The following is a 21,349-nucleotide window of genomic DNA, read 5'->3' as shown; positions in this document are numbered from 1 at the left end:
ATTCGGCGGAGATTTTGCTCCTGCGGGCCTGTTTCGGGCTCAAAACGGGCAGGTTCGGCAAATTCTCCGTCGAATTCGCTCCCCCCACAGCTGCCTAGACTGAGCTGGTTGGTTCGCGTGAGTGAACCGAGAGAGATCGGTGGACAGCGAATGCAGGAGTTTTTGGTGCGCCGGGCACGCACCACCGATGTGCCCCGAATCCAGGCGCTCGTGGCGCCGCTGGTGCAGGAGCGCATTCTGCTCGGCAAGGAAAGCGTCGTCTTCTATGAGGCGGTGCAGGAATTCCGGGTGGTCGAGGATGCCGACGGCACTCTGATCGGCTGCGGCGCCCTGCACGTGATGTGGGAGGACCTGGGCGAGGTGCGCACCCTCGCCGTGACCGCCGACCGGCTCGGCCACGGCGTCGGCCACGCGCTGATGGACCGGCTCGAAGCGGATGCTCGCGAGCTCGGGCTCAGCCGCCTCTTCTGCCTGACCTTCGAGGTGCCATTTTTCGCCCGGCACGGCTTCACCGACATGGGCTCCGAAACGGTCGACCCGCAGGTGTACGCCGAGCTCGTGCGCTCGCACGATGAGGGTGTCGCCGAGTTCCTCGACCTGGCCCGGGTCAAGCCGAACACGCTCGGCAACACCCGGATGGTCAAGCGGCTCGACTGACCGTCTGAAAGCTGACCGCAGTGGGCAGAAGACAGCGAGAGACTACCCGTTCAGGTGCCGCTCAGGTGAGGGTAGTTCTGGAGATTTCTGCTCATCCGAGCGAAACGCTCAAATTCACTGATTGTTACTTCGCAGGTAGCGCACTGGCAACACCGCGTCCGTAGCATGGCGATCACTGTCGATCGTTAATAGCTGAGGAAAACTATGTCGCCTGCACCGAACAGCCGTCTGAAACTGGCTTTTTCTGCTCTACTCGGAGTGGGGCTGGTCGCCAGCCCCCTGGTGGCCCTGCCCGCCTTCGCCGACGTCGGCGGCACCGGGGTCGTGATCAACGAGGCCTACCTGAACGGCGGCAGCACGGGAGCGACCTACCTCAACAAGTTCGTCGAGCTCTACAACCCCACGGACGCTGCCGTCTCCCTCGACGGCACCTCGCTGCAGTATCGGTCGGCCACAGGCGCGGCGAACCCGTCCGGCACGCTTGCACTGAGCGGCTCGATTCCCGCCAAGGGGTACTACCTGGTACAGGGAACGGCCAACTCGACCAGCGGCGCGGCGCTGCCCACCCCCAACGCCACCCTCGGCTTCTCTTTCGGCGGCGGAGGCGGAACCCTCTTCCTCGCCAGCCAGGCCACGCAGCTGACGGCCCCGGCCACGGGATCCCTCCTCAATGCCCCGGGCGTCATCGACCTACTCGGCTACGGCACGTCGCTCACGTTCGAGACCACGGTGGCGTCCGCCGCATCCGTCACCACCGCGCTCACCCGCGCCACGGGCCTCGACACTGACGTCAACTCGGCCGACTTCATCGTCGCGGCTCCCACCCCGATGAACGCCGCGGGCGAGACCGCGGCGACCCCGGTCGACCCGACCACGGCGCCCACCGCGACGCCCACCCCGACGCCCACCCCGACGCCCACCGCGACGACTCCGCCCGTGCCTGCCGCCGCCCTTGCGATCAACGAGATCCAGGGCTCCACGGATGCCGGCGCCCAGACCGGTAAGGTCGTCACGACGACCGGCGTCGTCACCGCCACATATCCCACGGGCGGTTTCAAAGGCTTTTACCTGCAGACCCCCGGCACCGGCGGCGCGGTCGACTTGACCACGCACACCGCGTCCGACGGCCTCTTCGTCTACACGAACGCACTGGCCGCCCCGGTCACGGCAGGCGACTACGTCTCCGTCACCGGCACCGCGAGCGAGTTCTTCGGCCTCACCCAGATCACGATCACCGCGCTCAGCGACGTGACCGCGTTGGACAAGGCCGGGATCGTCGGCCCGGTGCCGGCCACGGTCGGCCTCCCGTCAACGGATGCCGCACGTGAGTCTCTCGAGGGCATGCTCGTCTCCCCGCAGGGCGACTTCACCGTCACCAACAACTACGCGACCAACCAGTACGGCGAGATCGGCCTCGCGGCCGGAACCACCCCGCTCGTCGGCCCGACCGTCACCGCCCGCCCGGGAACGGACGCGTACACCGCGGCCGTCGCCGGCAATAAGGCGCGCGCGGTCACCCTCGACGACGGCGCCACCACCAACTTCTTGTCCAGCATCAACAAGGACAAGCCCGTCCCCTACCTTTCGACGACCAGCCCGGTGCGCATCGGCGCGGCCGTCACGTTCGCGACGCCGGTCATCCTCGACTTCCGCAACAGTGCCTGGAAGTTCCAGCCGACCACCGAACTGGTGCCTGCGACCGCCGCAGCCGTGCAGCCCGCAACCTTCGCCGACACCCGCACCGCGGCACCTCGATCGGTGGGCGGCGACATCCGTCTGGCCACCTTCAACGTGCTCAACTACTTCGCCACCACCGGGGACTCGATCACCGGCTGCAGCTACTACACCGACCGGGCCGGCACACCGATCACGGTCAACAGCGGATGCGACGCCCGCGGCGCGGCCACCCAGGTCAGTTTCGAGCGCCAGCAGGCAAAGATCGTCTCGGCGATCAACGCCCTCGACGCCCACGTCATCACGCTGGAAGAGATCGAGAACTCGGCCCGCTTCGGCAAGGACCGCGACTTCGCCCTCGCCAACCTCGTCACCGCCCTGAACACCGACGCGGGCAGCCCGGTTTGGGCGTTCGTACCCTCACCGGCCGCCCTCCCGGCCAGCGAAGATGTCATCCGCACCGCATTCATCTACAAGACCGCCGCGGTCGAAACCGTCGGCGGATCGACCATCTTCGACGACGCCGCGTTCGTGAACGCCCGCCAGCCGCTCGCCCAGGCGTTCCAGTTGGTCGGCGACGCCGGCAGCAGCTTCCTCGCGATCGTCAACCACTTCAAGTCGAAGGGTTCTGGAACCGGCGCCGACGCCAACACCGGCGACGGCCAGGGAGCCTCGAATCTGTCCCGCGTGAACCAGGCGACCGCGCTCGTCAAGTTCGCCGACACGCTGAAGACCAGTACCGGCATCGCGCGCGTCTTCCTCACCGGTGACTTCAACGCCTACGACCAGGAAGACCCGATCAAGGTCATCACCGACGCGGGCTACCTCAGCCAGGAGGCCAAGAGCGGCGAGTACACCTACGCCTTCGGTGGCACCGTCGGCTCGCTCGACCACGTGTTCGCGTCACCCGAGGCAAATGCCGCGGTCACCGATGTGGACGTCTGGAACATCAACTCGGTCGAGTCCGTTGCGCTCGAGTACAGCCGCTACAACAACAACGTCACCGACTTCTACGTGGCCGACGCGTTCCGCTCGTCGGACCACGACCCGGCGATCGTCGGCTTGGACCTCGCCAGCCCCACCGACGTCGACATCAACCTGCTCAACATCAACGACTTCCACGGGCGCATCGACGGCAATACGGTGAAGTTCGCCGGAACGATCGAGCAGCTCCGCGCGGAATACGGAGACGCGTCCACTTTGTTCCTCTCCGACGGTGACAACATCGGCGCCTCCCTGTTCGCCTCGGCGTCGCAGGGCGACAGGCCCACCATAGACGTGCTGAACGCGCTCGGCCTCAAGACCTCGGCCGTGGGCAACCACGAGTTCGACCAGGGCTTCGCCGACCTCACCGGGCGCGTCGCCGACGCCGCCGACTTCGACTACCTCGGCGCGAACGTCTACCTGCTCGGAACGACGACCCCGGCGATGCAGGAATATGCGATCTTCGACGTCGACGGCGTCTCGGTCGGTGTGATCGGCGCCGTCACCAAGGAGACCCCGGCGCTGGTGTCGCCGAACGGGATCGCCAGCCTGAGCTTCGGTGACCCGGTAGCCGCGGTCAACCGGGTCTCGGCCCAGCTCACCGACGGTGACCCGGCCAACGGCGAAGTCGACGTGCTGATCGCCGAGTACCACGAGGGTGCCAGCGCCGGAACGCCGGACAACGCGACCCTCGAGCAGGAACTCGCCCTCACCGACAGTGCGTTCGCAGTGATCGTCACGCAGACCTCAGCCGAAGTCGACGCGATCTTCACCGGCCACACGCACAAGCAATACGCGTGGAACGCACAGTTGCCCGGTGCGCCCGCCGGCATCACCCGCCCGGTGCTTCAGACCGGCAACTACGGTGAGAACATCGGCCAGGTCGTGCTGAACTACGACATTGCCTCCGGTGACACCACGACCGTGAAGAACCAGAACGTCAAGCGCTCGGTCACCGCCGACGCCACCCTGGTCGCCGCCTACCCGCGGGTCGCCTTGGTGAAGACAATCACGGATGCCGCGCTCGCCCAGGCGGCCGTCATCGGCAACCAGCCGATCGGCTCCGTCACCGCCGACATCACCCGCGCCTGCCTCGGTGGCACCGCACCGTGCGCGGAGAACCGGGCCGCACCATCGGCGATGGGCACCTTGGTGGCCAACTCGCTGCGCGAATCGCTGGCTGACCCGCTCAAGGGCGGCGCCGAAATCGGCGTGGTCAACCCCGGCGGCATGCGCGCCGAGCTGCTACTCGCACCGGACGGCGTCGTCACCTACGCCGAGGCCAACGCGGTGCTGCCGTTCCTGAACAACCTGTGGACGACCAGCCTCACCGGGGCCCAGTTCAAGACGGTTCTGGAGCAGCAGTGGCAGCGTGACGCGGCCGGCAACATCCCGAGCCGTCCGTACCTGCAGCTGGGCCTCTCCGACAACGTCAACTACACGTTCGACGCGAGCCGGACCGAGGGTGACCGCATTACGGGCATCTGGATCAACGGCTCGGCAATCGACCCGGCGCGCTCCTACCGGGTCGGCTCGTTCAACTTCTTGCTCACCGGAGGCGACAACTTTCGGGAGTTCAAGAACGGAACGGGCACGCGCGACTCCGGTCTCGTCGACCGGGACGCGTGGATCTCCTACATCACGGCCAAGAGCCCGCTGACGCCGTCGTTCGCCACCCGCCAGGCCAGTGTCACGGGTGTCCCGACCGTGGCGGTCGAGCGCGGCGCCTCGGTCACGTTCACCGTGGGCAACCTGAACCTGAGCTCGCTCGGCGCGCCGAAGAACACGGCAATGTCGTTGGTCTGGGCCGGCAGCAGTGCCGGACTGGGAACGGCAGCCGTTGACGCAACGGGTGCGGCGACGGTCACCGTCACGGTGCCGCAGGATGCCGCGGCGAACAGCGTGCTCGAACTCACCACCACGGAGTCAGGCACGATCGTGCGGGTGCCGATCACGGTCGTTGTGCCGGTTCCGCCGACGACTGAACCGGTCGCCGCCAGCCCGAAGGCGCTGACCAAGGCACTCAAGAACGCGATCGTCACGGACGCGGCCACGTATGCCGCGGGTGCCCCGGTCACGGTCGACGTCGGAGTGGCGCGTGCCGGTGAGTTCGTCTCCGTATCGCTGCAGTCCAAGCCAGTGGAGAACCTGGGCGGCTGGCTGCTGGTGAACGCGCAGGGTGAGGTCAGAACGACCCTGCCGGCCGACACCCGTGCGGGCAAGTACAAGCTGGTCGTGCAGGACGAGAACGATAACGTGCTCGGCTGGACCGAGATCAGGGTCGACAAGGCGCCGCGCGGCCGGTAGTACCGCCCGGAGCAAACCGGACCGGCGCGGAACCGAGCCTCTCGAGGTCGGCCGCGCCGGTTCGGCGTTTCCCGCCCGACACGCGCACGACACGCACAGCATTGCCGGCGGCGTCGGTATACCTCGCTAGCCTTGGGTAATGTCGACGATCAAACATCCGGTCGGCCCCCAGTCCAGCAAGGTGTACTGGCGCCGTCGTCTCGTGGTGGGCCTCGGCCTGCTCATCGTAATCGCCCTCCTCATCCTGGTCATCTCGTCCATCGTGCGCCCGGCCGCCGGCACCGGTGTGCCCGACAGCACTCCGGCGCCCGCGGCCCAGGCGGCCGGAGCGGAGGTCTCCGCCTCCGACCCGGCGGCCGACCCGGCCGCGTGCGACCCCGCATCCGTGCAGATCGAAGCGACCACCGACGCGGTCAGCTACGAACCGGGGGCGCAGCCGATGCTCTCGCTCAGCGTCACCAACATCGGCGACGTGCCGTGCGTGCTGAACGCGGGCACGGCGACGCAGGTGTTCACGGTGTCGAGCGGCACGGATGTCTACTGGACGTCGACCGACTGCCAGCAGGAGCCAGGCGACGCCGACGTCAGCCTGCAGCCGGGTGAACCCGTGAGTTCCGGCGAAGCGATCGCCTGGGACCGCACCCGTTCGAACCCGGACACCTGCGGCGAAGCCAGCCGCGATGCCGCGCCGGCCGGCGGAGCGGCCTACAACCTGACCGTGAGCGTCGACGGCATCGAGTCGGTGAACCCGAAGCAGTTCTTCCTCTCCTGATACCGGCCCGGCCGCCGTTCGCTCGTGGCGTGCCCCCCAAGGGTCGGATTCGGCGTGTCACTACCGCGCCAACTGGTTGAATGGAAGCCGTGACTGACGCTACTCCACCGACGCATTCCCCTGCCCTCGCTGCCGCTCTGGCCGCCCAGGATGTGGTCGCTGTGGCCTATGCCCTGCGCAACGATGTGATGATCGTGCCGCAGCTGGTCGTCAACGGGCAGGCGGAACAGGTGCGGGTCTTCGGCCGTGAAGGCACCGACCGCCGGATGCTGCTGCTCTTCTCCTCCGCCGAGAACTACGCCCGCATGGTTCCCGACGAGATCGATCCGCAGATCATGGTCGGTGACGCACAGTGGCTTCGCGAATTCCTCACCGTGCACCAGCAGGTGCTCGAGATGGTGTTCTTCGACGTCGCCGGTCCCCATGTCATGCAGGCCGCACCGGCGGACCTGATGCGCGCCCTCGGCCCGCTGCCCGGCGAGGAAGAAACCGGCACGAGCGAACCCGGCGGGTAGCGCCCGACTGACCCCCTCAGGCTGGGGGTCCCCAGACCCCCGGCCGCGGAGTCGGCCCGCGCTAGGCTGGCGCTAGACAGTGTTCGGCCCGCTCCCGAAGCGGAATCCGACGGACTTTTCACGGTCAGCATTCAGCCTGTCAGGGAGCAGGTCAATGTGGTGGGGACCGAACAGGGTCTGACCGACGCCCGCCTCGCGGGCGTCGAGCGACAGTACTGGATCGACCGCAATGTCGCCCTCCAGGACGCCGAGGCCTGGCTCGCCGAGTTCGGCGACGGGGAGCACGGAGCGACTGCGCGACGGCTGCAGGTTGTCGTCGCGGCTGTGCGCATCCGTCGCGGCGACCCGAGTCAGAGCGCCGTTGACGTGCAACAGATCCTGAGCTGGGCGGAGCAGCACGGCGAGCTCGCCCTGCAGTCGCGCTGTCACGACGTGCTCGGTTCCGTGTTCGAGATGGTGGGCGACCGCGCCCTGGCCCTGGAACACGCCGTCGCCGCGAACGACCTGCTCGAGGAGTCGGAGGTTCCACTCATGCGTGCAGCCGCCCGCAAGTGCCTGGCCGACGCGCTCGGCTCGGCCGGGTCCCTCGACGAGGCGCGCCGCCGCTACGACGATGCCCTCCGCCTCGTGATCGATGACCCCGAGACCATCATCCGCTACAACATCCTGAACAATCTCGCCTACACCGAATACCTGGCCCACAACCAGGTCGAGGCCCTCGCGGCCGTGGAACAGCTGATCGGCCTGTCCGAGGTGGGCGACCGACAGATCGGCATGTACGCCCTCGACACGGTCGCGCGCGTCTACCTGACGGCGGGGCGGCTGGACGAGGCGGAAGCGAAGCTGCTGCCGGCTATGGACCCGGCCGTGGGCAACCTGCATCCCGACGGGTCCGCAGTGGCCCTGGTCACGCTGGCCGAGATCTATCGCACGCAGGGCAATCTGGCCCGAGCGCAGACCGTCATCGACCGGTGCCGCGAGCTGTCCCAGCGGTTCGGGCTCACCCGCTGGTCGACGGAAGCGGCAAGGGAGCAGGCCGAGATCCATGCGGCCAACGGCGATTTTCGCGCCGCGTTCGAGGCGTACCGGCACTTCCACGAACAGTCCGAGGCGCTCGGTGCGAGCGAGAACGAGTCGCGCGGGCGCATCCTCGAGGCCATGTTCCAGACCGCGGAGTCCCGCCGAGAGAGCGAGCGGTACCGAGAGCTGGCTGAGCGCGATCCGCTCACCGGGCTGCACAACCGCCGGTTCGTCGACGAACACCTCAGCGCCGCGCTGATGCGCCTGCGCGAGGGTGGGCCGAGCGTGGCCATCGCCATGGTCGACCTCGATCACTTCAAGCGCATCAACGACACGCTGTCGCATGAGGTCGGCGACACTGTGCTCCGCGAGGTGGGCAGCATCCTGATCGCCGCTGCGGCATCCGCGGCCGACGGCATCGCCGCACGCCTGGGCGGCGAGGAATTCCTGCTGATCATGCCGGGGATTGACGCCACCGAGGCGCACCGGCGTTTCGAGGCGGTCTGCCGCTCGATCGCTGATCACGACTGGTCGCCGATCACCGGCGCCCTGCCGGTGACCGCGAGTCTCGGGATTGCCTTGGCGCCTGCCGACGGCCAGCAGAGCTCGGACCTGCTGCGCGCCGCCGATGTGCGTCTGTACGTGGCCAAACGCGACGGTCGCAATCGGGTCGTTCACGCCGCCATCGTCTCCACGTCGACCCCGGAGGCGGAACTGCTCGAGGCCCGATGATCACGGTGGGTCGGGCTTCCCGCTGGTCGAGCGCCCGGTGGTTGAGCTTGTCGAGACCCCGGTGACCCGAACCTGCCGCTCGCCCGGGACATCCGTGGCGGCCCGCGCCTGATGCTCCCTGCTAGAACGCGCGGTCGAGCTCGGCGTCCCGTGCGGACTGGCCGGTCGCGATCGCCGCGGCGACCGCGGTGCCGATCGCGCCGGCCTCGGCATCGAGTCGGATGGTGAAGCCGAGCCGGGCGGCCTCGGCTGCGCGCAGCTTGGCCGCTGACACCGGTCGCACCTCGCCGGCGAGGCTGATCTCGCCGAACGCCACGGCCCCTTGAGCGATCGGCTTGTCCTTGAACGCGGACGCGATGGCGAGGGCGATGGCGAGGTCGGCGGCCGGTTCGGTGAGACGGATGCCGCCTACGGTCGACACGTAGACATCCATGCTGCCAAGCCCCGACAGGCTCGCCCGGCGCTCGAGCACCGCGAGGAGCATCGCCACCCGTGAGGAGTCCACCCCGTTGGTGACGCGGCGGGGGTTCGGGGCCTGGGTCTTGATCACCAGAGCCTGCACTTCGACCGGCATCGCCCGGCGGCCCTCGAGTGCCACCGTGACGCAGGTGCCGGACACGGGGGTGGAGCCGCGGCTGAGGAACAGCGCGCTCGGGTCGGGCACCTCGGCGATGCCGTCGCCGGTCATCTCGAAGCAGCCCACCTCGTCGGTCGAGCCGAACCGGTTCTTGAGCGCCCGCACGAAGCGCAGCGCGCTCTGCCGGTCGCCCTCGAACTGGCACACTACGTCGACAAGGTGTTCGAGCAGGCGGGGGCCGGCGATCGAGCCGTCTTTGGTGACGTGCCCGACGAGCAGGATGGGCAGGTTGCGGTCTTTGGCCACCCGGATCAGCGTGGAGGCCACCTCCCGCACCTGGCTGGGCATGCCCGCGAGGCCGTCGGAGAGTGAGCTGGCCACCGTCTGCACCGAGTCGACGATGACGAGGTTGGGTTGAATGGCGTCGATCTGGCCGAGGATGGTGGCCAGGTCGGTCTCGGCGGCGATGTACAGCTCGGGTTGCAGCGCCCCGGTGCGCTCGGCGCGCAACCGCACCTGGCTGACCGATTCCTCGGCGCTGACGTAGAGCACGCGGGACTTGGCGGCCGCTGCCTTGGAGGCCACCTCGAGCAGCAGTGTCGACTTGCCGACGCCGGGCTCGCCGCTGAGCAGGATGACCGAGCCAGGCACGATGCCGCCACCCAGCACCCGGTCGAACTCGGCGATGCCGGTAGGCCAGTGCGAGACGGCCGTGGTGTCGATGTGAGTGATCGGGCGGGCGACGCCCGCGCCGGTGACGCTGGCCGGCTTGAGCGCGCGGGCCAGGCTCGCCTTCTCGGTGGTGTCCACCACGGTGCCCCACTGCTGGCATTCGCCGCAGCGGCCTGCCCACTTCAGGGTGGTCCAGCCACACTCGGTGCAACGGAAGGAGGAAACGGGTCTGGCCATTCTGCGAGCCTAGCTCGGGCCGCTGACACCACCCGATTCCGAAGTGTTCGCCACCGGAGTCGACGCGGGTTCCGGCGTGGGGGAGGGCAGGCCGGCCGGCACGGCCGAGGGCAGGCCGGCAGGCGCGTTGGGGGCATTCGGCCCGGCCAGGTCGGCAGGCCGGATGCCCCGCACCAGATGAGCGCTCAGCGCCGGAACGAACGCCTCGGCCCAGGCCCGGTAGCCGCGGTTATTGGGGTGGAACAGGTCGCCCGCGACGTGCGTGGCGACGCTGCGCAGCCCGAGCCGCTTCGTCGTGGCGTGGAGCGGCACCACGCGTAGCTGGTACTCCGCGGCCACCTGGCGGATGATGCGGTTGGCGACGGCGACCATCCGTTCGTTGCGGGGCAGGTGGAAGCAGGGCAGGTCGGCGACCAGGGCGTGCGGGGGCAGCGCCGCGCAGACCTGCCGGATGCCGGCCTCGAAGACGGCGGCGTCCCAGAGGGCGATGTCGTTGGCGCCGATCGCGACCGTGACGATGTCCGGGGTGAGCTTCGCGAACGTGGGCAGCTGGTCGCGCACAGCCATTGCGACGGTGGCGCCCGACACGCTCAGGTTCACCACGCGCACCGAGCGGCCGGTGGAGAGACGGATGTGGTCGGTCAGGATTCCGACATAGCCGCGGTGCGGGGAACTCGCCCCGATCCCCTGCGCGGCACTGTCTCCGATGACGGCGTAGATCAGCTCGCCCTTGTCTTTCGCGCGGGCGCGCCACCAGAGAGAGTGCACCGGCAGGGTCTCATTGAGAATCACCGAGCTCTCGGCGATGCGACGCTGGAAGCCCCGGTAATTGACCACGGCGGCGGCGCCGAGGCCGGCCGCTGTGGCCAGGGTTCCGGCAGTGAGGGCAAGGGAACGGAGCCTGTGGTTCACGGTGATCACCCGGTGAGAATACCGCTTCGTGCTGGGTTCTCGTCGTTCAGGGCCGTTCGCGGCCGTTCAGACACGGATGTTCGCCGCCGCGATTCGCGCAAGGCCCCCGATTTCAACTAAACTCTCCCTCGGTACCGTGTCCGAGCGGCCGAAGGTGCAACTCTCGAAAAGTTGTGTGGGGGAGACTCCACCGTGGGTTCAAATCCCACCGGTACCGCCAGAGGAGAGGCTCCTACTTGCACGGATTTACAGGGAAGTAGGAGCTTCTGTCGTTGAAGAGCGCTGAAGGCCGACAACTTTCCGACAGCTTATTGCTGAAGTGTCTTTGTCGGAGTGACCTGCCAAGTGGTAAGCCAGCCGTCGAATTGGCTTTCCCGCTGACGTCGTACCGGCGGTCGATCACGAGACAGTATGGTTGCGTCCAATAGCGTGGTGTAACCCCCGGCCCTGATGGGCGTGTTGCACCGATGTAAGGCGGCCACCGCGTGATTCTTGGAAAGACCGATCAAGTCTTTTCCGAAGGAGTACACGCGATGACCGCACCCCATTTTAGTGACCCTGCCCGTTTCCTGTCCGAACAACTCGAGCAAGCCTCGCCGGACTTGATGCGGCAGATGCTGACCACGTTCATCAACGCGCTGATGAGCGCCGAGGCCGAAGCCGTCTGCGGCGCCGAATACGGCCAGATCTCCGCCGACCGGGTCAACTCCCGCAACGGCTACCGGCACCGGGATTTCGACACCCGCACCGGCACCCTCGACGTCGCGATCCCGAAGCTGCGCACCGGCACCTACTTCCCGGACTGGCTCCTCGAGCGCCGCCGCCGCGCCGAGGCCGCCCTGACCAGCGTCGTGGCGACCTGCTACCTGCTCGGGGTCTCGACCAGGCGGATGGAGAAACTCGTCGAGTCCCTCGGCATCACCCGCCTGTCCAAGTCGCAGGTGTCGATCATGGCTAAGGACCTCGACGAACAGGTCGAGCAGTTCCGCACCCGACCCATCGACGCCGGCCCTTACACGTTCGTGGCCGCCGACGCCCTGGTGCTGAAGGTGCGCGAGGGCGGCCGTGTCGCCAACGTCCACGCGCTCCTCGCGACGGGCGTGAACAAGGACGGGCACCGCGAGATCCTGGGCCTGCAGGTCACCAGCGCCGAAGACGGCGCCGGCTGGCTCGGCTTCTTCCGCGACCTGACCGCCCGCGGCCTCACCGGCGTGAAACTCGTCACGAGCGACGCTCACGCCGGCCTCGTGGCCGCCATCGGGGCGACCCTGCCCGGCGCGACTTGGCAGCGCTGCCGCACCCACTACGCCGCGAACCTGATGTCCGCGACCCCGAAGACCAGCTGGCCGTGGGTGAAGACCCTGCTCCACTCCGTCTACGACCAGCCCGACGCGGACGCCGTCCACGCACAGTTCGACCGAGTCCTGAACGCCCTGGAGGAGAAGCTCCCCGCGGTCGCCACCCACCTCGAGGCGGCCCGGGCGGACGTGCTCGCCTTCACCGGCTTCCCGAAGGAAATCTGGCGTCAGCTCTGGTCCAACAACCCCCAGGAACGCCTCAACCGCGAGATCCGCCGCCGCACCGACGTCGTGGGGATCTTCCCCGACCGCGGCTCCCTGATCCGGCTCGTCGGCGCGGTCCTGGCCGAACAACACGACGAATGGATCGAGGGCCGCCGCTACCTCGGCCTCGACGTCCTCAGCCGCTCACGCCTCACCCTCGTCCCGACCGAGAAGGAGGAACCCGCAACCGAACTCGGCGCCCTCAGCGCCTAGAAATCCAAGAATCACGCGGCAAACGCGTTACACCACACATTTGGACTTGACCAGGAAGGTCTGGGTGTTGCCCAAATGTAGATCACCCTCAAGCATCACGGGCACGTTCGTTCTTCCGTGGTGCTAGCGCACTTGGAGGGGCGTCGCAGCGCTTCTCTTGACGGCCAGCGGAGAAAACGATAGGTTTTGCTCAATCGATCAAGCAGCGGTTCACGTTTGATTAGATGGTCATGCTGAATCGATAAAGCAAAGGAGTTGATCATGGGCGCAACTGGGCGCATTACATTGCGGGATGTTGCGCGTGAGGTCGGCTTGTCCACCAGCGCCGTGTCGATGGCCCTGCAGGATCACCCACGAATCAGTACTGCTGCCAAACGCCGTGTGCAGCTCGCCGCTGACCAACTCGGGTATGTCGCGAACTCTGCGGGCCGCGCACTCCGGGTACGTCGTGCCGGGGCAATTGCGTTGATCGTTCCGAACACCAGCCGGCACGTGTTCGGCCATGCGTATTTCACCCACGTCCTGACCGGAGTGACCGATGTCGCGAACGCGAATGATCTGCAGGTGGTGATTTCCACAAACCCAGACGAGCAGCAGGGCAAGGTGGCTTACGAACGTGTAATGCGCTCGGGCACTGTCGATGGCGCGATCGTCACCAGCGCGTCAATCCATGACGAGAACATCGATCGTTTGGTCAGGACCGGGCTGCCAGTGGTGCTGCTAGGTCGTTTCCCTTCGTTGCCGACCGCTATCAGCGTCGGCATCGAGGAGCGTTCTGCCGGCCGGATGGCGGCAGAACATCTGATCGTCGAGCACGGTCGGAAGACGCTGGTACACATCAGTGGTCCGCTGGATCACCAAACCGCGCTGGAGCGCCGTGACGGGTTCATGGAATCCTGTGCTGCCCACGGGGTGCGAGGCACGGTGATCGAGGGCGACTTCAGCGAGGAGTCCGGCGTGGCGGCGGGGGCCGAGGTGCTCACGTTACTGCGCGCCGGCGGGGGCGTTGACGGTCTTGTGGCCGCAAACGACGAGATGGCTTTCGGGGTGATGTCCACGCTGCTGCGCGCCGGAGTGGATATCCCCACTCAAATTTCGGTCATCGGTTTCGACGACTTCGGCCTAAGCCGGGTCACGACGCCGTCGATCACCACAGTGCACGTGCCTGCCGAGCGGATGGCACGTCTAGCGACCCAACGCCTGCTCGACATCGTCGGCGGCACAAGCCTCGCCCCCCGGGACGCGCACGCGATCCTGCCGGTCGAGTTGGTGCTGCGAGAGTCGTGCGGCTGTGGAATTCCAACCGGAGCGGGCCGTCTCTCGCGATCCCAACTCAATCACATGCACAAAGGAGAGCATTAATGAAACGAGCAACCCCGTTCCTGGCCGCCGGCGCGGCCGTCATCCTCGCCCTAACCGGGTGCGCCGCTGGAGGCGGCGGCAATGACGGTCCCGTTGAGCTGACCCTATGGACCGGCTTCACCGGCGGCGACCGTGCCGCGTACGAGGGGCTCATTGAAGAGTTCAACCGCACCCACGATGACATCCAGGTCACTATGGAGGTTCAGCCGTGGGACACCATCGCTCAGAAACTGCCGTCAGCATGGGCGACCGGTCAAGGGCCGGACTTGGCCACACCGAACTTCGACCCCAACGTGCTGAGCGACTACCTCGAGACGAACTCGCTGCTCGAACTCGACGCCGTGGGTGAAGGGGACACGAAGATTAATGCCGACCAGCTCGCCCCGGCTGCGATCGACGCCTTCACCGTTGACGACAAGCTGTTCGCGGTTCCCGCGAACATCGCGACACTGCAGCTGTACTACAACAAGGCTCTCTTCGCTGAGGGCGGCTTCACAGCTCCCCCCGCGACCGTCGACGACTTCCGTCAAGTCGCGTCCGACCTCACCGGCGACGGCGTTTATGGTCTCTCTGTCGCGGACCACGAGACCATCCAGATGTGGCCGGTACTGCAATGGCTCGACGGTGCTGACGTCGTCGACGACGACGGCTGCAGCGTACTCGACTCTCCGGAGTCGGTCCAGAGTCTGACCACTTGGGCCGGTCTCGTGAAGGACGGCGTCGCGCCGGTTGGACTGACCGGAGCCGAGTCGGACGCACTGTTCAGCGCTGGGCAGGCAGCTATGCAGCTCAATGGACCCTGGGCCGCCGCCGGTTACACCGACGCCGGCATCGACCTGGGTGTTGCACCGGTCCCCACAGGCAGTGCGGGAGACGTCACACTCGCCTCCACCGTGCCGCTCGCGGCGTCCGCGAAGACCGACCACCCTGCCGAGGCGCAGGAGTTCCTGGCTTGGTGGACCGGTCAGGACGCCCAGCGCCAATTCGCACTCGAAAGCGGATTCCCGCCCGTGCGAACCGACCTTGCCGACGATGAAGAGCTTGCGGCGAACGAAGTTGTCGCCGCTTTCGCCGCCGCACTACCCAGCGCACGCCTCTGGCTGCCCGGCGTCACCGGCGCCACGCAGGTCGATTCTGAGGTGTACGTGACGCTGATCGGCGAGATCACCCGCGGCGCCGACGTCAAGCAGGCCACTTCCGAGGCGTCAGACAAAATCGACGCAATCACCGGCTGCGGAAGCTAATGAGCGTATCAATGGTTTCCCCGCCCGCCGAGGCCGTCCGGCCCGGCGGGCGGGGGGGCCGCCCCTCGCCCGCCCAATCCCTATCGCCGCGGCGACGCAAGTTTCGTTGGCAGCCGGCATGGTTATTTGTCCTTCCTAGCCTGGCGATCATTTTGGTTTTCATCATCTACCCGATCACGCAGTCCTTCTGGTACAGCCTGCACGATTGGAAGATCGGAGCTGACGAGCAGCTGTTTACCGGCTTTGACAACTACGCCCGCATGCTGAAGGACGAGTTGTTCTGGAACGCGCTCCGTGTCACGGTAATTTTCAGCGTCGTGAGTGTGGCCATTCAGATGGTCCTCGGCTACGCCGCCGCTTCCGCTCTCCTACGCGACAGTCTGCTGACCCGGCTTGTGCGCTCCATCTTTTTCTTTCCCACCATCGTGTCGCTGGCTACGATCGGCCTAGTTTGGCGCTTCCTACTCGACCCGAACATCGGCCTCGTGGGCGGCATCTCTAAGGCGCTCACCGGTGAGGCCGTCGCCTGGCTGCAGGAACCGACCCTCGCGCTGTCCACTGTCATCTTCGTCAGCGTTTGGAAGAACGTCGGGTTCACCATGATCATCTTGCTCGCCGGGCTTAAAGGAGTCCCGACACATCTCTACGAAGCAGCACGACTCGACGGCGCGACTGGATTTCAACTCACGCGCTACGTGACCCTACCCAGCATTCGCCCCACTCTGCTGTTCACCACGATGATCACGACCATCAACTCGCTTCAGGTGTTCGACCTTGTCTACGTGATGACCAACAGCGGCCCCCTGTTCGCTACCGACACCCTGGTGACGATGATGTTCCGCGAGGGGTTCACCAATTTCGACATCGGCTACGCATCGGCAATAGCGTGGGTGATTTTCCTCATCATCCTTTCCTTGTCCGCACTCCAGCTCAGATTGTTCCGGTACCGCGATGAAGACTAACTTCCGCTCCCTAATTACGTGGGTGCTCCTTGCCTTCGGCGTGGTGCTCGCCCTCGTGCCGTTCATCTGGATGCTCAGCGGCTCGTTTCGCAGCGAAGCAGACCTGTTCGCTAATCCCGCCAGCCTGTTCCCGACTGCATGGACCCTTGACGGGTACCTCTCAATCTGGAATGACTTGCCCTTCATGCGGCTTCTGATCAACAGCTTCGTATTCGCCGGCGTCACAACTGCGCTGTGTCTCCTGTTCGATTCCATGTGCGCCTACGCTCTAGCACGTATCCCGTTCCGCGGGTCCACCATCGCGTTCTGGTTGGTGATCGCCACGCTAATGATCCCGTTTCAGGTAACCCTGATCCCGGTGTTCATCGAGCTGTTCCACTTCGGCTGGCTTGACACCTATCAAGGACTCATCATCCCGAGGGCGACGAGCGCGTTTGGTATCTTCATGCTGCGCCAGTTCTTCCTGTCCATCCCGCGCGAGCTCGACGAAGCTGCCCGCATCGACGGCGCCGGTCACTTCCGCGTCTATTGGCGAATTATCCTGCCCCTCGCCAAGCCGGCGCTGGCGACCCTCGCGGTGTTGCATTTCATGAACCTGTGGAACGACCTGCTCTGGCCGTTGATCGTCACTAGCTCCACCGAGATGCGCACACTGCCCGCCGGGCTCACCCTCTTCGGCGGTCAGCACGTCACCGACCACGCCGCACTCCTCGCAGGCGCCACCATCTCCCTCCTTCCCCTCGCCCTCGCCTTTTTCTTCGCACAGCGCTTCTTCGTTGAAGGCGTCGCCACGACAGGACTCAAGTGACCACAACCTCCTTCCTCGAGCGCGGCCAGTTCTCGTGGCTGCTGGGCATCGAGGACACCTGTGTCTACCCGGTCGACCCGAGCCGACCGAGCCTTGACGAACACCAACTCACCGACCACCACCTCAAGTGGCGCGACGACTTGCGGGACGTCGTCGCGCTAGGCGGGACCGCTATCCGGTACGGGATGTCGTGGCCGCTCGTCCACGTTGCCCCAGGACAGTTTGACTGGACCCACCTGGACGACGTTGTCGCATTCGCCGTGGACGACCTAGGCCTCGACATCGTCGCCGACCTCGTCCACTACGGTACCCCGACCTGGTTGCCAGACTCCTTCGCCGACGAAGGCTACCCAATAGCGATCGAGGAGTTCGCCAGCGCCCTCGCCGCGAGATATTGCGGCCGCATCCGGGGATACACGCCCCTCAACGAGCCAGTTACCACGGCATCCTTCGCCGGCCTCCGAGCCGTGTGGCCACCGTACCGGCACGGTTGGGACGGCTGGACCTCCGTCGTGGTGCCGATCACCGTCGGCATGGCTCGCGCTACTCACGCGATTCGAAACGCAGATCCGGACGCTGTGATCGTCCACGTCGATGCCGCTACCGCGATCACCACGCGAGAGCCCGGAGCAGCGGACGAAGCAAAGCTGCTCGAGCGGATCGGCTGGCTCCCCACTGATCTTCTGACCGGACGAGTCGACTCCGACCACAAGATGTGGACCTGGCTGCTTGAGCACGGTGCTACACGTTCGCAACTCGATTGGCTCCTTCATCATCCGGCGGCGCCCGACGTCATCGGCGTGAACTATTACCCAGACCTCACCCCCCGCCGCCTCACCACCGTCAAGGGGCGCACCTTGCAGGTCGCTTACAACGGTGGCGCCGACGGTTTCGCCGCCACCCTCCGCGGGTTTGCTGCCCGGTACGGTCTCCCGCTCGCAGTCACCGAGACCAGCATCGAAGGCGACGACGACACCCGCATAGCCTGGCTGCTCGACGCAATCAACACGGTCAACCAGCTAGCCACCGAGCTTGACCTACGGGCATTCACCTGGTGGCCCCTGTTCGATTTCGTCGACTGGTCCTGGGCCGCTGGTGGAACCAACGTCGAGGAGTTCGCGGTTGAACTGCAAAACACCGATGGCACCACCACGGTAGGTTTCGCGCAGCCCCTCGGTCACCCGCGCGACGGGAAGACACCGTTCCTGCGCCGCATGGGTCTAATCCACTTGGAAGAGCGAGCGGACGGCAGCCTAGACCGTATTCCGACCGCGGCCGCGCATGCGTTTGCACGGCTCACCGATCCGGGGGACGGTTGATGGGCGCGACGAACGCATGGGAGGGCTACTTCGCCGATCCGTTTGCTCTGCGCACCGGCGACGGATATGTCGCCTATGGCACCAACCCTGAATGCTCCTTAGACCGGGAATTCGAGATCCTCACTTCCCCCGATCTGACCCACTGGAAGAGCGCCGGCGGAGCTCTCACCCGCCCGAGCAAAACGATCGGAACCGACTTCTGGGCTCCCGAAATCGCTCACAGCGATGACCGTTGGTGGATGTACTATTCCGTCGGCCACGGCATCGTCGGCCACCACCTCCGCATTGCCGTCGCCGACTCTCCAACCGGACCGTTCGAAGACCTCGGCATCAATCTCACGTCTCATGAGCGTTTTGCGATCGACGCGCACCCTTTCCAAGACCAAGACGGACGCTGGTACCTCTTTTTCGCTCGGGACGTTCTCGACGCTGACCGCCCGGGCACTCACCTCGCCGTCGCACCACTCACCGGCATGACTGCGTTCGCAGCCGACCCGATCGAGGTGCTACGGCCAAACGCCGACTGGCAAATTTACGAACGCAACCGCCTTATATACGGCGATCGCTACACCTGGCATACCCTCGAAGGACCCTCGGTTATATACCGCGAAGGCCGCTACTGGCTGACCTATTCCGGCGGCGCATGGACCGGTGAGCACTACGCCGTGTCCTGGGCCGTTTCCGATTCTCCGCTTGGCCCCTGGCGTCCCGCTCCAAGCTCCGCTTCCCCGCTGCTAAGAACCGGAAACCACCTTATCGGTCCCGGCCACAACTCCTTGACCGTCGCTCCGGACGGGTCCGACGCGATTGTCTTCCACTCTTGGAACCCCTCCCGAACCCGACGCGAGCTGCAGGTGCGACGCATCGTGTTCGGCCCCGACGCGCCATCGGTTAAGACTCCGACTTGTGGTGTTCCTGCTCCCTCCCAACACACCTGTTTAGACCAAACGAGGATCAGATGAACAGAAGGAACAAAGTGCTGACCGCCGCCGCGGTAGCCATCATCAACGGGCCGTGGGCGAAGGAAATCGGTCCCATCCTCTCAACTGACCGATCGGGGGCCTCTATCGCGGCCCCGGTGGCCAAGACCTCGTCTCAGGGCTGAACGGTCAGGACTTCCTCGTCTTCCACGGGTGGGACAAGGACTACACGTACCGCGGATTGAACGCTACATAGGTCGAATGGGACGCCGGCATTCCGCGAATCGTGATTACTGACTGACCAATCCAGCGCTAACTGAATGGTGCCCCATGGGAAACTCCATATCGTCCACGCCACTATCGGGAACGCAATGCGTTCTCGAAGCCTGCGGCTACACCGCCTCGATCGCCAGCATCGGCGCGAGCCTTCGATCACTCCGATATCACGGGCGGAACCTCATCGTTCCGTTCGACGCTAACCAGGTGCGACCGTTCTTCCGCGGCGCCATCCTCGCACCGTGGCCGAACCGAGTCGTGGACGGCAGATACACATTCGATGGCGTCGAGCAACAGCTCTACATCACCGAGCCGTCGAGAGGACACGCACTCCACGGACTCGTGTCCTGGCTGAACTTCACTGTGGTGGGCCAGGCGACCGATCGACTCGTCCTAGCGGCAACCGTTGAGGCGCAACAGGGATACCCCCACCAGCTGATGCTCGAGGTGCATTTTTCGCTTGGAGCCCGGGGCCTTCGCACGACGGTGACGGCAGTGAATGCAGGCCCAACCGCAGCCCCTTTTGGAGTTGCTCCGCACCCTTACCTTGTGGCCGGCGAAGGCCGCGTCAACGACTGGACGCTGGAACTCCCAGCCAGGCGCATGCTCACCGTGACTCCTGACCGTCTCATTCCCCTTCGCCTTCGTGACATCAATGCTCAAGATCTTGCCGCCTTCGACTTTCGCACGCCACGCACTGTCGACGACACCTTCATTGACCACGCCTTCACTGGCTTCGACCGGGATGAGGAGGGCGGAGTTACAGTCCGAGTGACGACGCAGGCGGGAACTGGAGTGGCATTGAGCTGGGGCGCAGAATGCTCATGGGTTCAGGTGCATACGGCCGACCAGCCCGTAGCCGCGATTGACCGAATCGGACTCGCCGTCGAACCAATGACGTGTCCGCCGGATGCCTTCAACTCCGGAACGAACCTGAATGTCCTTGAGCCCGCAGACTCCACACGCGCTTCCTGGACGATTCAAGCTATCGACTAACTGAGCGAAGCCGTTTCCGGGATTGAAGAGACGTAAGTTGGACTGTTCAATCTGTTTGTCGCGATCCCATGCAAATCTGCTGAGTTGGGCATGCAGGTCATGCTCTCCGCTTCCACCTCTGAATGACGTTGTCCGCGGCCTCCGCCTCGACCACAACCCGCTCTCGTTCTCGCTCCACGGCCTGACGCGCCCGGACTTTCCCCGCCACGTCCAGCAGGTCCCACATTTGCTCGCCGGTCACGGACACCCCGCGGGCGCCGGTGCGCCGGGTCCGGCCGCGGACGAGGGCGTAGTGGGTGTGGTACACGGGTGCCCCGATCTGTGCTTGGGCGACGTGGAAGAACACCACGTTGGATACCGGCCCGCTGCCGTCGTCGAGGGAGAGGAAGACGACGCGTTTCCCGCTGCGCGTCGGGGGTGTGTGGGTGGCGCGGCGGACCCCGGCAACTAAGACTTCGGTGCCGCCGGGCAGGTGGACGAGCTCCGACGCCGGCGTGATGTTAACGCCGACCCAAAACAGGGCCAGTAGTGCCGGGCGAGTTCTAGGGCGAATTCCAGCGGTCGTCGCAACACTGGTTGGTTAGCTGGATTCTAGTTCGTCGACGAGGAGCTCGGCTGGTGTTGTCCA

Annotated in this window: 16 protein-coding genes, 1 tRNA gene and 1 pseudogene; 15 read left to right on the top strand and 3 right to left on the bottom strand. The window is 65.9% G+C overall.

The annotated features are described in order from the left end of the window. Window positions 1-150 precede the first annotated feature (150 nt). The 5 genes from E3O54_RS13280 to E3O54_RS13260 all read left to right on the top strand — a co-directional run bounded on the left by E3O54_RS13280 (window position 151) and on the right by E3O54_RS13260 (window position 8,661). Window positions 151-657 carry an amino-acid N-acetyltransferase gene (locus E3O54_RS13280; protein ID WP_104102407.1) on the top strand — a complete coding sequence of 169 codons (507 nt, stop codon included), beginning with the start codon at window positions 151-153 and terminating at the stop codon, window positions 655-657. 204 nt (window positions 658-861) lie between these two features. Then, window positions 862-5,622 (top strand): ExeM/NucH family extracellular endonuclease, encoded by a 4,761-nt coding sequence (locus E3O54_RS13275; RefSeq protein ID WP_134401780.1) that lies wholly within the window; start codon window positions 862-864, stop codon window positions 5,620-5,622. A 139-nt stretch (window positions 5,623-5,761) separates the two neighbouring features. Further along, a complete protein-coding gene (locus E3O54_RS13270; RefSeq protein WP_134401779.1) occupies window positions 5,762-6,394 on the top strand; it encodes a hypothetical protein in 633 nt (210 codons plus the stop codon). Window positions 6,395-6,483: 89 nt separating this feature from the next. Then, complete coding sequence (locus tag E3O54_RS13265; RefSeq protein WP_241973065.1) at window positions 6,484-6,909, top strand: dehydrogenase; 426 nt, start codon at window positions 6,484-6,486, stop codon at window positions 6,907-6,909. A gap of 156 nt (window positions 6,910-7,065) precedes the next feature. After that, a complete protein-coding gene (locus E3O54_RS13260; RefSeq protein WP_134372702.1) occupies window positions 7,066-8,661 on the top strand; it encodes a GGDEF domain-containing protein in 1,596 nt (531 codons plus the stop codon). 121 nt (window positions 8,662-8,782) lie between these two features. On the opposite strand, the gene radA is transcribed toward E3O54_RS13260, so the two are convergent. Together radA and E3O54_RS13250 are read right to left on the bottom strand one after the other, a co-directional pair. Continuing rightward, entirely contained in the window at window positions 8,783-10,147 is a 1,365-nt protein-coding gene (gene radA / locus E3O54_RS13255; RefSeq protein ID WP_134401778.1) for a DNA repair protein RadA, read from the bottom strand. Between the two features lie 9 nt (window positions 10,148-10,156). Continuing rightward, entirely contained in the window at window positions 10,157-11,068 is a 912-nt protein-coding gene (locus E3O54_RS13250; RefSeq protein ID WP_241976899.1) for an SGNH/GDSL hydrolase family protein, read from the bottom strand. Window positions 11,069-11,189: 121 nt separating this feature from the next. Here E3O54_RS13250 and E3O54_RS13245 point away from each other — a divergent pair. The 10 genes and pseudogenes from E3O54_RS13245 (at window position 11,190) to E3O54_RS13205 (ending at window position 20,721) form a co-directional block, all read left to right on the top strand. After that, window positions 11,190-11,279 (top strand) — tRNA-Ser (locus E3O54_RS13245). A gap of 313 nt (window positions 11,280-11,592) precedes the next feature. After that, entirely contained in the window at window positions 11,593-12,834 is a 1,242-nt protein-coding gene (locus E3O54_RS13240) for an IS256 family transposase (protein WP_134401777.1), read from the top strand. Window positions 12,835-13,095: 261 nt separating this feature from the next. Beyond that, window positions 13,096-14,196, top strand: a complete 1,101-nt coding sequence (locus tag E3O54_RS13235; protein WP_134401776.1) for a LacI family DNA-binding transcriptional regulator — start codon at window positions 13,096-13,098, stop codon at window positions 14,194-14,196. Then, a pseudogene (locus E3O54_RS13230) lies at window positions 14,196-15,239 on the top strand (ABC transporter substrate-binding protein); the annotation flags it as partial. The gene E3O54_RS13235 and the pseudogene E3O54_RS13230, both read left to right, overlap by 1 nt. A gap of 212 nt (window positions 15,240-15,451) precedes the next feature. Beyond that, window positions 15,452-16,402 carry a carbohydrate ABC transporter permease gene (locus tag E3O54_RS13225; protein WP_134401774.1) on the top strand — a complete coding sequence of 317 codons (951 nt, stop codon included), beginning with the start codon at window positions 15,452-15,454 and terminating at the stop codon, window positions 16,400-16,402. Beyond that, entirely contained in the window at window positions 16,392-17,210 is an 819-nt protein-coding gene (locus E3O54_RS13220; protein ID WP_134401773.1) for a carbohydrate ABC transporter permease, read from the top strand. The genes E3O54_RS13225 and E3O54_RS13220 overlap by 11 nt, the downstream gene beginning before the upstream one ends. Next, window positions 17,207-18,529, top strand: a complete 1,323-nt coding sequence (locus tag E3O54_RS13215; protein WP_134401772.1) for a family 1 glycosylhydrolase — start codon at window positions 17,207-17,209, stop codon at window positions 18,527-18,529. The genes E3O54_RS13220 and E3O54_RS13215 overlap by 4 nt, the downstream gene beginning before the upstream one ends. After that, the gene (locus E3O54_RS13210; protein ID WP_134401771.1) at window positions 18,529-19,491 is read left to right on the top strand and encodes a glycoside hydrolase family 43 protein; all 963 of its coding nucleotides are present in this window, start codon (window positions 18,529-18,531) and stop codon (window positions 19,489-19,491) included. The genes E3O54_RS13215 and E3O54_RS13210 overlap by 1 nt, the downstream gene beginning before the upstream one ends. Next, window positions 19,488-19,634 carry a hypothetical protein gene (locus E3O54_RS16420; RefSeq protein WP_166785375.1) on the top strand — a complete coding sequence of 49 codons (147 nt, stop codon included), beginning with the start codon at window positions 19,488-19,490 and terminating at the stop codon, window positions 19,632-19,634. The genes E3O54_RS13210 and E3O54_RS16420 overlap by 4 nt, the downstream gene beginning before the upstream one ends. 145 nt (window positions 19,635-19,779) lie before the next feature. Then, window positions 19,780-20,721: an aldose 1-epimerase family protein gene (locus tag E3O54_RS13205; protein WP_134401770.1), complete on the top strand. Its 942-nt coding sequence runs from the start codon at window positions 19,780-19,782 to the stop codon at window positions 20,719-20,721. A 97-nt stretch (window positions 20,722-20,818) separates the two neighbouring features. Here E3O54_RS13205 and E3O54_RS13200 read toward each other — a convergent pair whose 3' ends face one another. After that, the gene (locus tag E3O54_RS13200) at window positions 20,819-21,070 is read right to left on the bottom strand and encodes a hypothetical protein (RefSeq protein ID WP_134401769.1); all 252 of its coding nucleotides are present in this window, start codon (window positions 21,068-21,070) and stop codon (window positions 20,819-20,821) included. Window positions 21,071-21,349: the final 279 nt, after the last annotated feature.

This window comes from Cryobacterium sp. TMT2-4 (genome assembly GCF_004402575.1).
Taxonomy (GTDB): Bacteria; Actinomycetota; Actinomycetes; order Actinomycetales; family Microbacteriaceae; genus Cryobacterium; species Cryobacterium sandaracinum.
The sequence above is the reverse complement of the archived record's forward strand: the minus strand, read 5'-3'. Positions and strand labels throughout refer to the sequence as shown.